At 63.4% G+C, this 12047-nt stretch carries 11 protein-coding genes; 1 reads left to right on the plus strand and 10 read right to left on the minus strand.

The annotated features are described in order from the left end of the window. Positions 1–66: 66 nt before the first annotated feature. The 10 genes from urtE to C1M53_RS09105 all read right to left on the minus strand — a co-directional run bounded on the left by urtE (position 67) and on the right by C1M53_RS09105 (position 10846). A complete protein-coding gene (urtE, locus tag C1M53_RS09060) occupies positions 67–762 on the minus strand; it encodes an urea ABC transporter ATP-binding subunit UrtE (RefSeq protein ID WP_129411946.1) in 696 nt (231 codons plus the stop codon). After that, positions 755–1513: an urea ABC transporter ATP-binding protein UrtD gene (gene urtD / locus C1M53_RS09065; protein WP_129411947.1), complete on the minus strand. Its 759-nt coding sequence runs from the start codon at positions 1511–1513 to the stop codon at positions 755–757. Before urtD ends, urtE begins: the two co-directional genes overlap by 8 nt. Further along, positions 1510–2742 (minus strand): urea ABC transporter permease subunit UrtC, encoded by a 1233-nt coding sequence (gene urtC, locus C1M53_RS09070; protein WP_245488496.1) that lies wholly within the window; start codon positions 2740–2742, stop codon positions 1510–1512. Before urtC ends, urtD begins: the two co-directional genes overlap by 4 nt. Before the next feature lie 34 nt (positions 2743–2776). After that, entirely contained in the window at positions 2777–3646 is an 870-nt protein-coding gene (gene urtB, locus C1M53_RS09075; protein ID WP_129411948.1) for an urea ABC transporter permease subunit UrtB, read from the minus strand. 121 nt (positions 3647–3767) lie between these two features. Continuing rightward, positions 3768–5015 carry a transporter substrate-binding domain-containing protein gene (locus C1M53_RS09080; protein WP_129411949.1) on the minus strand — a complete coding sequence of 416 codons (1248 nt, stop codon included), beginning with the start codon at positions 5013–5015 and terminating at the stop codon, positions 3768–3770. Positions 5016–5248: 233 nt separating this feature from the next. Then, complete coding sequence (locus C1M53_RS09085) at positions 5249–5917, minus strand: ANTAR domain-containing protein (protein ID WP_129411950.1); 669 nt, start codon at positions 5915–5917, stop codon at positions 5249–5251. 23 nt (positions 5918–5940) lie between these two features. After that, positions 5941–7098 (minus strand): transporter substrate-binding domain-containing protein, encoded by a 1158-nt coding sequence (locus C1M53_RS09090; protein ID WP_245488497.1) that lies wholly within the window; start codon positions 7096–7098, stop codon positions 5941–5943. Between the two features lie 145 nt (positions 7099–7243). Beyond that, positions 7244–8260: an alpha/beta fold hydrolase gene (locus C1M53_RS09095; RefSeq protein WP_129411952.1), complete on the minus strand. Its 1017-nt coding sequence runs from the start codon at positions 8258–8260 to the stop codon at positions 7244–7246. A 65-nt stretch (positions 8261–8325) separates the two neighbouring features. Further along, on the minus strand, positions 8326–9639 hold the full coding sequence (locus C1M53_RS09100) for a cytosine permease (RefSeq protein ID WP_129411953.1): 1314 nt from the start codon (positions 9637–9639) through the stop codon (positions 8326–8328). 415 nt (positions 9640–10054) lie between these two features. Next, positions 10055–10846 (minus strand): DJ-1/PfpI family protein, encoded by a 792-nt coding sequence (locus tag C1M53_RS09105; RefSeq protein WP_129411954.1) that lies wholly within the window; start codon positions 10844–10846, stop codon positions 10055–10057. A 207-nt stretch (positions 10847–11053) separates the two neighbouring features. Between C1M53_RS09105 and C1M53_RS09110 the strand changes: the two genes are divergently transcribed. Next, positions 11054–12013 (plus strand): DJ-1/PfpI family protein, encoded by a 960-nt coding sequence (locus C1M53_RS09110; RefSeq protein WP_129411955.1) that lies wholly within the window; start codon positions 11054–11056, stop codon positions 12011–12013. The last annotated feature ends 34 nt before the right edge of the window (positions 12014–12047 follow it).

A 12047-nucleotide genomic window follows, 5' to 3' on the forward strand; every position in this document is an offset into this window, starting at 1 on the left:
TCAGTCTCCTCCTGTGGTTGCTGAACGCTTTGCCGGACACGATCTTCGGGATCATGTCCCGGGCATCTAGACGACGAGATGCTTGTGAATGAGGTCGTCGCTTAGCTCGGTGATGGCGCCGCCGACGGCGACGCTGCCGCGATTGAGGATCGCGAAATGTTTCGAGGCACGGCGGGCAAAGGCGATGTTCTGCTCGACCAGCACGATGGTCAGGCCCTGCTTGCGGTTGAGGTCGATCAGCACGTCCTCGATCTCCTCGACGATGTTGGGCTGGATGCCTTCGGTCGGCTCGTCGAGCAGCATCACCTTGGGTTCCGACAGCAGCGCCCGTGCGATCGCCAGTTGCTGCTGCTGACCGCCGGAGAGGTTGCCGCCGCGGCGGTTGAGGAATTCCTTGAGGATCGGGAACAGGTCGAGCACCCATTCGGCGATCCGGCCACCGCCACCCTTGGCGGCAAAGGTGCCGACCATCAGGTTCTCGCGCACGGTGAAGCCCGGCAGGATGCCGCGTCCCTGCGGCACGTAGCCGAGGCCGGCCAGCGCGCGTTCATGCGTCGGCCTCGCCACCAGTTCCTCACCATCGAGGCGGATGGAACCGGAGGTGCGGCTCATCAGGCCGAGCATGGTGCGCAGCAGCGTTGTCTTGCCGACGCCGTTGCGACCGAGCACGGAGAAGAAATCACCGCTCTCCACCGTCATCGAAACCGACTGCAGGGCGCGGCTGCGGCCATAGAAGCCGTCGACATTGGCGAGCTCAAGCATGGCCGATCCCTCCGGAACCGAGATAGGCGTCACGCACCGCCTGGTTGCCTTCGATGTCGGCAATGCTGCCTTCGGCAAGCAGCTTGCCCTGGTGCATGACAGAAATGGTCTGGGCGATGTCGCGCACGAAACCCATGTCGTGCTCGACGACGATCAGCGTGTGGCGGCCGCCGAGCCGGTTGAAGAGCTGCGCCGTCTTCTTGGTCTCCTGCGCGGTCATGCCGGCGGTGGGCTCGTCCATCAGGATCAGTGACGGGTCCTGCGCCAGGATCAGCGCGATCTCCAGCCATTGCGTCTGCCCGTGCGACAGATGCGCGGCCGGCGTGTCGAGCTCGTCCTCGAGCCCGACCAGTTCGGCGAGCCGCTCGATGTCTTCGGTGTCGCCGCCCTGGCCGAAGGTCGTCAGATTGGCGAACACGCCTGGCTGCTTCGAGTGGCCGATGTGCAGATTGTCACGCACGCTGAGCGCCCGGAACACGCTGGGCACCTGGAACTTGCGGCCGATGCCGGCACGCGCGATGGCGTGTTCGCTGAGCCTGTGGATGGGCTTGCCCTTGAACACGATCTCGCCGCCCGACAATCGGGTCTTGCCGCAGATCAGGTCGAGCGCGGTGGTCTTGCCGGCGCCGTTCGGACCGATCAGGCAGCGCAGTTCGCCGGCACGGACCTTGAGGCAGAGGTCCGACACGGCACGGAAGCCGCTGAAGGACACACTGGCATTGTCGACGATAAGCTGGTTTTCGCTGGTCATCGCGTGCTCTCGATCTCGCGGCCGTTTGGCATGGCTTCGGTGTGCTGCACCGGCTTCGGCGCCGGTGCGGGACGCTGCCGTTCGAAACGCCGGGCGAGGCTGGCGAAGGCGCCGGCAATGCCTTGCGGCAGGAACAGCACGACGAGCACGAACAGCAGACCCATGATCAGGGTCCAGGTGTCGAGGAAGGTTTCCGATTCCGACAAGGCACCCTGCACACCGGTGACGATGAGGGCGCCGAGCATGGCGCCGAGCAGGCTCTGCCGACCGCCGACCGCGACCCATATGACGACCGAAAGCGAGAGCGGCACGCCGAGGAAGGTCGGCGAGGCGAACTCCATGACGATGGTGTAGAGCATGCCGGCAAGGCCTGCGATCGCCGCCGAAACCGAGAAGATGAAGATCTTGTAGAGCGCGACGTCGTAGCCGAAGAAGCGGACACGGTCCTCCTCGTCGCGGATCGCCTGCACGATCAGCCCCGCCTTGCTCCTGGTGATGGCAAGTGCCAGGAACAGCGTGACGGTCAGGCAGATCGCAACAAGGTAATAGCTCGACGAACCATAGGCGTCGAAGGTGATGCCGGCGATGTCGAACTGGCCGAGATCGGTGATGCCGTTGAAGCCGCCGGTGTAGGCCTGCTGGTCAATGATGACGAGTTGCACCACCACCATGGCGGCGAGTGTTATGATGGCGGCATAGACGCCCGTCACCCTGCCCTTGAAGACGAACCAGCCGAGCAGGGCGGCGACGCCGGCGGGAAGCAGGATGCCGGCGAGCACGCCGAACAGGGGCGAATAGAACGGTGTCCAGAACCAGGGCAGTTCGGTGACGTTGTTCCAGACCATGAAGTCGGGAAGACCGTCGGCGCCGGTGTGCACCGGAACGGTCTTGAGCTTCAGCATCATCGCCATGCAGTAGGAGCCGATGCCGAAGGTCATCGCCTGGCCGAGGTTCAGGATGCCCCCATAACCCCAGGACAGGCTGAGCGAGACGGCCAGCATGCCGAAGACGAGATAGCGGGCATATTTGTTGAGCAGGAAGGCATCCTGCAAAAACACCGGCACCAGCAGGATGGCCAAACACACCGCCGCGTAGAGCGCGATTTCGGTCTTCGTTCTGGCCAGAGCGTTTCCGTTTTTCACGGAACCGCGGAAACGCTCCAGTTCTTTGTTTTCACGCAATTCCGGACGGAAAACCGCTACGCCCTTTTCCTGGATTTGCTCTGGCACTCTGTTGTTTCCCTGGCTGGACATGATCGTCTTCTCAGGCGCGCAGGCGGGCGGTGAACAGGCCCTGCGGCCGGAAGCGGATGAGGACGACGATGGCGAGCAGCACCAGCGCCTTGGCGATCGTGTCGTTGGAATAGAAAGCGAGGTAACCCGACAGTTCGCCGAGGATGCCCGAGCTGGCCAGCGTGCCCATCAGGCTCTGCGTGCCGCCGAGCACCACCACCATGAAGGCGTCGACGACATAGGTGGTGCCCATCTCCGGCGACACGCTCTTCAAGGGCGACACCAGCGCACCGGCAAGGCCGGCCATGCCGGCGCCGTAAGCGAAGGTCGAGCGATAGATGCGGCCGGCATTGATGCCGAAGGAGGAAGCGACCGCACGGTTCTGGGTGATGGCGCGCAGCTTCAGGCCGAAACTGGTGTAGCGGTAGATGCCCCAGGTCAGCGCGAACAGGCCGAGCGACAGGAACAGGATGAACAGGCGATAGGCGGAGTCGGTCGCGCCGAGAATGTTGACGCTCTGCGACAGCGATTCCGGCATCTGCACGTAGCGCAATTCACCGCCAGCGGTCAGGCGGATCGCCTGCTGCGCCATGACGCCGATGCCCCAGGTCGCCAGGATGGTGTCGAGCGGCCGGTCATAGAGATGGCGGATGACCAGCGCCTCAATGAGCCAGCCAAACAAGGCGAGCAGCAGGAAAATCGGTACCAGGCTCGCCAGCAGGCCGAGCCCGAACTGCGTCTGCAGGAACCAGGCCGCGTAGGCTCCGAGCATGACGAACTCGCCATGGGCAAGGTTGATGACGCCGGTAACGCCATAGATGATGGCGAGGCCGAGCGCGACCAACAGCAGGATGGAGCCGATGCTCAGGCCCGTCATGATCTGGGAGACGAAGATTTCCATGTCGCCGCTTCTTCCGGGAAAGAGGGGACGGGGCGGTGCGAAGCCCGCCACCGATTGCTTCAAGTTGCGCATCGCGCTTTCCGAAAATCGGAACCGATTTTCGGGGCCGGTGCGCAGGCAATCAGCTCTGCTTGAGGCCTTCGGCCGTGCAGTGCTGGTTGGGGTAGGCCTTGTAGGGCGACGGCTCGAGCCAGTTGGCCGACTGCTTCAGAATCTTGAACTGGCCGTCGGCCTGGCACTGGCCGATCTTCGGCCACAGCCAGCTGTGCAGGTTCTCCGGCTCGACGCGGACCTTGCCCTGCGGCGCCACCAGTTCCTGGCCTTTCACCGCCTCACGGATGGCGTTGGGCGAGATGTCGGAGCCGGCCAGTTTCTCGACCGCCTGCTTGAACAGGTAGATCTGGAAATAGGACGGTTCGGACACGAAGTGGGTGACCTTGTCGCCGCCCCAGCGCTTCTTGTAGGCATCGACGAATTTGTGGTTCTCGGGCGAGTCCCACACCATGAAGTAGGGCGCCGAGGTGAAGTGGCCGGCGGCCGCCTCGCCGCCCATCGCCGCCACTTCGTTCTCGGAGGTGGTGAGGCTTGCCATCGGCATCTTCTCGGGATCGAGGCCGGCGGCATGGTACTGGCGGTGCAGTGCGACCACGGAATCGCCGACCACGGTGGAGAAGATGACGTTCGGCTTCTCGGCCTTCAGCTTGTTGATGACGGACGAGAACTCGGAATGGCCGAGCGGTACATACTCCTCGGCGACCACCTCTGCGCCGAGCTCGGCCAGCAGCTTCTTGCAGTAGTTGTTCTCTTCCTTCGGGTAGATGTAGTTCGAGCCGATCAGGTACCAGCGCTTGCCGAACTTCTCGACCAGCCACGGCACGAAGTCGTCCTGCTGCTGGTTGGGCACGGCGCCGGTGTAGATGACGTTCTTCGAGCATTCGCGGCCCTCATAGAGGGTCGGGTACCAGTAGAGATTGTTCTGCTTCTCGAACACCGGCAGCACCGCCTTGCGGCTGGCCGAGGTGTAGGAGCCGAACACCGAGACGCATTTGTCGGACAGCACCAGCTTGCGGGCCTTTTCGGCGAAGGTCGCCGGATCGGAGGCCGGGTCCTCGACCACCGGCACGAGCTTCCTGCCGTTGATGCCACCGGCGGCATTGATCTCCTCGATCGCCATGATCGTCGCCTTGTTGAGCGACTCCTCGATGATGGCGGTGGTACCGGTGAGCGAGAACAGCACGCCCACCTTGATCTCGCCGTCGGCGGCATAGGCCAGCGACGAATTCTTGCTCCAGATATGCGGGAAACCGACGAGGGACACGGTGCCGAAAGCGGCAGTGGCCTTCAGAAAACTGCGACGATTGCTTTTCACCTTCTTCTCCCCTGAAAACAAAAAAGGCCCCGAAGCGAGCTGCCGAAGCAGACCGTTTCGAGGCCGTATTGCCCTGTTGTTTTTCGCGGCAGCGACGCCGCTGCGAACCCGCCAAGGGCTCGCTAGAGTAAGGTCGTACGCAACAAAAAACCCCACGTCCCGCTTCCGCGAAAGTCGTGAGGTTCCGTTACCTTTATTTCGCCGGCAGCGTCGTTGCTGCCGATACCCGAACGCTAGCCAAGAAGTTCGTAGGAGTCAATGATGGCACTGGCCACCGCGCCGATCGTCACGCGCCGTTCCATCGCCTGGCGCCGGAGGTAGTTGTAGGCCTCTTCCTCGCTGACGTTCTTTAGCCGCATAAGCAACGACTTCGCCCGCTCGACGCTGCGCATGGTGCGCAGGCTCTCGTCCAGCTTTTCGATGCGTCCACGCAGCCGGCGCTCGTAGAGGAAATGCCCGCGCGCCAGCGCCAGGGTCGACTGCACCGAACGCGACGTCACCGGGTAGTGCAGCACGCCGTGCGCCGCACAATTGTGCAGCAGGTTGAGATCGAGCATGCCGGCGCCAGGATCGATGACCACCAGTGCTGAGGCAGGCTCTCCCGGGATCCAGGGCAGGCGTTGCGGCAGGTCTGGTGAAAGCACGCAGAAGACGACGTCGTACTGCGCCGGTATCTGCGAGGGCATCGGCCATTCGTGATGTACGTCGCAGCGCAGGCGCTGCAGTTCGCGGATCAGCCGTTCGCCGTCGTCGTTGCGGTCGACGATGACCGCAACCTTGAGATTCCAGAACGAACGCGACGATGACGGACCGGAGGGCGCGTCGCGGCCACCCGCGTCCTTCTTGGTGCCTGCGCCCTGCCGTTCGCGGGCAAATCTTGCGATGTCGATGGTTTCCTGCACTGTCTGTTCCTCCCCGCCGCCGCCTATGCGAGCTCGAGATTCTTCTGGCCAAGACTGCGTCCGTACCCCAGCAGATAGGGGTCGGAGAGGACGCAGGATGGCGATTCATAAACAAGATCGAACTGGCCTTGCCGGTTGGCCCGGCCGATACGCGTCCACAGGTCGGCGTGACCCCAGATCGGATTGATGGCGACATCGCCCTGCGGCGCTTCGAACTCCGATCCCATCACTGAAGCACGCAGGATCTCGGTGTCCATCGAGTTGGTCTGTTCCAGCGTCTTGGCGAAGGCGTTGACCTGGAAATAGGAAGCTTCCAGGCACATGTTGGTCGGCTCGTCATCGCCGTAGCGTTTCTTGTAATCGCGCACGAAAGACGAGTTGCGCTCGTTGCCGACGCCCTGGAAATAGGGTGCCGCGGTGATGTGGCCCTCGCCGACGTCAAAGCCCATAGCGCGGATCTCTGCTTCCGTGGTGGTCAGCGACGCGATCGGCATGACCTTGGGGTCGAGCCCGAGATCGGCATAGGCCTGGTAGAGATAGACTGTTCCATCGCCGACGACGGTGGAGAAGATGACATCGGGCTGGGCGCGCTTGACGTCGCGCATCACCGGCAGGAACTCCTCCCGCGAGGCGCCCATGCGCACATAGGATTCGCCGACGACCGTGCCGCCGCTGTTGCGGATCAATTCGCGCATGATGCGGTTGGATTCGCGCGGATAGATGTAGTCGGCGCCGATGAAATAAAAGCGGGTGCCGTAGCGCTCCATCAGGATGCGGCAGAGCTCGACGCTGTTCTGGTTCGGCGTCGCACCGGTGTAGATGACATTGGGCGAGAACTCGAACCCCTCATAAAGCGTCGGATACCACAGCAGCCCGTTCAGCCTTTCGACCACCGGCAGCACCGCCTTGCGGCTGGATGAGGTGTAGCAGCCGAAGATGGTCGAAACGCCGTCTTCGACCATCAGCTTCTTGGCATAGCGGCCGAAGGCGCTCGCCTCGGAGCCGGGGTCGTAGACGACCGGCTCGAGCGGACGACCGTTGACGCCGCCGGCGGCGTTGATTTCTTCGATCGCCGTCAGCGTGCCACGCAGCTGCGTCTCCTCGATCACGGCCATGAAGCCGGTTCGCGAGAAGAGGACGCCGACGCGCCACGGTTCGGAGGTATTGCTTGATCTCGTCAATATACGCTCCCACGATTCCCCAGTGCCGCTTGGTTTGTTTTTTGCCTGATGCACTCGCGATTTTCGCTTGTTGCGCATCAGGCTCTTGTTTCATTGGCATTCAGCTGCGGCCGGCCGCGCAGCTTGCGGCCGGCCGCTTCACGGGTCAACTGGCCATAAGTTCCTTCAGCTTGCCGTCGAGGAACTTGACGTCGTTCGGGCTGGTTCCCGGCCCGCCGGCAAAGTGCCCCCAGACCGACTCGAACGGCAGGAATTTGGCGTTCGGCATGTTGGCCACTTCGAATTCGCTGTCTTCCGGCGGGAAGTAGAGATCGGTACGGCCGGGCATGACGAAGGCCTTGGCCTTGATGGCCTTGAGCGCCTTCCTGAAATCGCCCTTGTAAAGCTCGTTGTCGCTGATGTCGCCGTTCTGCCAGGTCCACAGCATGGTCAAAAGGTTGTTGGCGTCCTTGGGCAGGAAAAAGCCCTCCCAGAAGGAGACCAGGAAATCCTCCAGCGAGGAATGGCCGAGCGCCTTGAGGTCGAGTTCCTGACGATAGAACGCCTGCGAGAAGCCCCAGCCGGCATAGACGCGGGCCATGGCGCGCAGACCCTTCTCCGGCTTGTTGTCGTACCAGCCATTGTTCCAGGCGGAGTCGGCGGTGAGTGCTGCCTTGACGCCTTCCAGGAACACGAAATTATGGCGCGAGCATTTGGCGGAGCCGCAGAACGGCGCGATGCGCTCGACCATGTCGGGATACATCGCCCCCCAGTGGAAGGTCTGCAAGGCGCCCATCGACCAGCCGACCACCAGCTTCAGTTTCTTGACGCCGAACTTCTCGGTGACCAGCTGGTGCTGGGCACGAACGTTGTCATAGGCCGTCACCTGAGGAAAGCGCGACTTGTTATAGGGTTCCGGCGTGTTGCTGGGCGACGACGACAGCCCGTTGCCGAACATGTTCGGGATGATGATGAAATACTTGGCCGGGTCGAGCGTCATGCCCTTGCCGATCAGCCATTCATTGTCGACGTGCTGGCCGGAGTACCAGGTCGGGAAGACGACGACGTTGTCCTTCTTGGCGTTCAGCTTGCCGAAGGTCTTGTAGGCAAGCTTGGCGTCGCGCAGCGTCGCCCCGCGTTGCAGGACAAAATCGCCCAGCGAGTAGATCTCATAGTCAGGCATCAGGCAGTTTCCTTTACTTGCGAACAGAAGGCGGGCGAGGCCTGTTCGTCGGCCCCGCCCGAAAATCATGCGGTTGCCCGCTCCGGCGACGCGCGCAGCGAGAGCGCCGCATAGGCGATGCCGCCGGCGAGCGCCGCGCTGATGGCGGTCGAGAAATGCGGCAGGTAGAATTCGACGATGACGGCCACCGCCGAGCCGATGATCCAGGCAATGAAGGCGGTCGGGCGCCAATCACGATCGATCTCGGCATTCTTGCGGGCCAGATACTGGTCGACCAGGATGATCGCGCCGATCGGCGGAACCAGGATGCCGAGCAGCGACAGCCACTGGATGAAGAAGGCCCAGACATTGCCGGCCGCGACCACAATGCCGATGGCGCCGAGGATGACGGCCATCACGCGCATGCGGGTGTGGAAGATGCGCGACCAGCCGGTGGCGGCATTGTAGAGGCAGTGTGCGCAGACCGAGCCAAGGTTGAGGTAGAGGAAGACGAAGGCGAGCGCGCTGAGGAAGGCCACCTGCTTGCCGTTGATGTAGCCGAACATGTTGTCGGCGCCGAACGGATTGGCATTCGGAACGGCAAGGGCCGCCGTCATGATGCCGCCGACCAGCATGGCGATCAGGTTGGCGAACGGGAAGGCGCTGAAGGTCGCGATCAGCGAGGCCCTGCCGTCCTTGGCCCAGCGGTTGAAGTCGGCGCTCACCGTGCCGGCATCGATGAACAGCGCGATGACGACGGTGAGCCCGACGCCCATCGACATGGTGGCCGCGCCATTGTTGCCGGGATAGGCGAGGATCGCCTGCCAGCTGGTGGCGGAAGCGGCATCGAAGACCACCCAGCCGCCGAGGATGACGAAGAGCGGCACCGAAACCAGGCCGACCAGATGCAGCCCGTGCACACCGACGAAGGTGATGCCGATGTAGAGCAGGCCGGCGATGATGGTCATGGCCACATAGTTGAGGTCATAGGCCGAACTGATCAGCGCGCCGGTGATGCCGGTCTGCACGGCATACCAGCCGAGCAGCAGCGTCGACAGCAGGCCGGAGGCGAAGACATAACCCTTGCGGCCGAACACGATCGAGGCCAGCAGCGCGAAGTTCATGCCGCGGTTGGTGCCAAGAAGCCCGAGCGCGCCGACATAGGCGAACATGATGAGGTTGCCGATCACCATCGCCCACAATGCGCTGGTGAAGCCCATGCCGAGCACGAGTATCGAGCCGGTCATGGCGCCGGTGATGATCATCGGAAAGCCGATCCAGACCGTCGTCACCGAAAAGGTCGAGCGCCGCGCCGCCATCGGCACGGGCTGATGTTCGTATTCTTCACCCAATATGTGATCGACGCTGTCGAGCGTCTCGATCTCCGTCTTGTTGTTCATGCCACCCTCCCAGGGGTCAATCGCGTTGCGTGTGCGGCAGTCGTCGCGATTGGACATCCTTGTCCTCACCCGCTTTCCCCGGTGGAAGCGCATTCAGGCCATGGTCAGAAAGGCGCGCGGCGTGAACCACTGACGGTTCGCCGGCGCAAGCCCCTTGTCATAGCCGTCCGGCGCCGGTTCCCCATCGGCATCTCGGTCGGTATCGCCAAAACGACAAAGGCCTCCCGATGGCTTCGTTTCCGAAGTCAAAGGGAGGCCTTCTTGCCTTGATCTGATTGGGTGGCCCCGTTGCCACCTGCCTGCTTAACAGGCGAACGAAACGTTAGACGGGCATCGAAACCCTGTCAATACGGCGTTTCGGAGTTCAAAATGAAGGCCGCCGGCAAGCACCGAAGCGCTTCGTGCCTTGACGGGCCTACAGCTGCAGCCGCTTGCGCGCCTGCGCCACCGCCTTGTCGAGAGGCCCGAGACTCGGCTTCAGGAGATCGGAAACCTGCGCGGTGATCTCCGTGCCGGCGCGGACCGGCGTGCCCGCGTCGAAGGGAGGCTCCGGCGCATATTCCAGGATCAGCTGGATTGATTTCGCCCATTCCTCATCGCGGACGAGCGAGGCGACGACGAGGCCGAAATCGAGCCCGGCGGTGACGCCGCCGGCTGTGATACGGTTGCGGTCACGCACCACGCGCCCGTCTTCGAGAATGGCGCCGAGATGCGGCAGCACATGCCGGGACTGCCAGTGGCCGGTGGCGCGGTAGCCCTCGAGAAGCCCGGCCGCGCCGAGCAGCAGCGAGCCGGTGCAGGCGCTGGTGACGAAGTGTGCCGAAGCACCGGTCTTTTCGACGAAGGCGATCACCTCCGGGTCCTGCATGCAGGCGACGGTGCCCCTGATGCCGCCCGGAATGTAGAGAACGTCGGGCGCGGGATGGGCCTCGGCAAGGGTCGCGGTCGGGCGGACGTCGACGCCGACATCGGTCGACACAGGGTTGCGATCCTTCCACACCAGCTGCACGTCGCCCATGGTGAGCTTGAAGGCGGTCAGCGCCGGCACGAGATCGAGCAGCACCATGTCGGGATGCACCAGCATGACGAATGTCGGCTTCGGCGCTTTCGGGTCGAATTTGATCGCGGCCGCGGCTTCCTGCACCCGCAGGGCCGGTGCCGTGAGCGCAGCCAGCGCCAGCATCTGCAACACGTCACGTCTCTGCATGCCCGTCGTCCTTCTTTGGTCCTCGCGAGGCGCTTCGCGTCTGCGTCGCGCCATTGTGCTCATCACCTCTCCCTCGCCGGGCGAGGAAGAGGTGATTGCCCAGCAAGCCGGAATTGGGGGCCCGGTTGCCGGCGGTATTTGTTGGAGACGTGTCTAGACGATCATGCTATTTGGCAGGATGACAATGAAGCTTCATTTCCTGCCATAATGCCAAAAACCATCCTGTTCCTCGCTTTCGACGGCGTGACCGATCTCGATCTCATCGGTCCGATCCAGGTGTTTTCGACCGCATCGAGCGCGACCGAACAAAGCGGCGGCCAGCCGATCTACACGATCGTGGTGGCATCGATCGCCGGCGGCATGGTGCGTACGCGCTCGGGCCTGACGATCGGCACGCAAACGCTTGCCGAGGTCGACATGCACACGGTCGACACCATCGTCGTGCCGGGCGGCCGTTCCAGCCTGGAGGACGATGCGGAGCCGCCGCTTGTCGACTGGCTGGCGCAGAATGCCGGCCGGGCGCGGCGCATCTGTTCGGTCTGCGTCGGCGCCTTCCTGCTGGGTGCCGCCGGACTGCTGGACGAGCGCAAGGCAACCACGCACTGGCGCGCCACGGACATGCTGAAGGCGCGTTACCCTTCCACCACCGTCGTGCCGGATCTGATCTACCAGCAGGACGGGCCGGTTTGGACCTCGGCCGGGGTCAGCGCCGGCATCGACCTCGCCTTGCATCTGGTCGAGCAGGATCATGGCCGCGGCCTCGCCATGATGGTGGCAAAGGCACTGGTGGTGTTCCTGCGCCGGCCGGGCGGCCAGAAGCAGTTCAGTTCCACGCTAGCCTTGCAGGGCAGCGAGGCCTTCTCGCAGCTGATCGCCTGGGCTGCGGACAATCTCGCCGAAGACCTGTCGGTCGACGCGCTGGCGGAGCGCGCCGCGATGAGCCCGCGCAGCTTCGCCCGCAAGTTCCATGCCGCAGTCGGCCAGACGCCGGCCGCCGCCATGGAGGCGCTGCGGCTCGAAGCCGCCAAACGCATGCTGGAAGACGGTGGCCAGCCGATGAAAAGCATCGCCGCAAGCAGCGGCTTCGGCGACCTGCAGGGACTGCGCCGCGCTTTCATACGCACGCTCGGCATCACGCCGAGCGAATACCGGGAGCGCTTTGGCTAGGACACCGTTTCCTTCTCCCACAAGGGGAGAAGGG

Origin of the sequence: Mesorhizobium sp. Pch-S (assembly GCF_004136315.1) — a bacterium.
GTDB lineage: Bacteria > Pseudomonadota > Alphaproteobacteria > Rhizobiales > Rhizobiaceae > Mesorhizobium.

Bases quoted from the DNA above. Each gene is read 5' to 3' on its own strand.
- urtB (WP_129411948.1), bottom strand. From the start codon at position 3,646: ATGGAAATCTTCGTCTCCCAGATCATGACGGGCCTGAGCATCGGCTCC.
- C1M53_RS09100 (WP_129411953.1), bottom strand. From the start codon at position 9,639: ATGAACAACAAGACGGAGATCGAGACGCTCGACAGCGTCGATCACATA.
- C1M53_RS09110 (WP_129411955.1), top strand. From the start codon at position 11,054: ATGCCAAAAACCATCCTGTTCCTCGCTTTCGACGGCGTGACCGATCTC.
- urtD (WP_129411947.1), bottom strand. From the start codon at position 1,513: ATGACCAGCGAAAACCAGCTTATCGTCGACAATGCCAGTGTGTCCTTC.
- C1M53_RS09105 (WP_129411954.1), bottom strand. From the start codon at position 10,846: ATGCAGAGACGTGACGTGTTGCAGATGCTGGCGCTGGCTGCGCTCACG.
- urtE (WP_129411946.1), bottom strand. From the start codon at position 762: ATGCTTGAGCTCGCCAATGTCGACGGCTTCTATGGCCGCAGCCGCGCC.
- C1M53_RS09095 (WP_129411952.1), bottom strand. From the start codon at position 8,260: ATGCCTGACTATGAGATCTACTCGCTGGGCGATTTTGTCCTGCAACGC.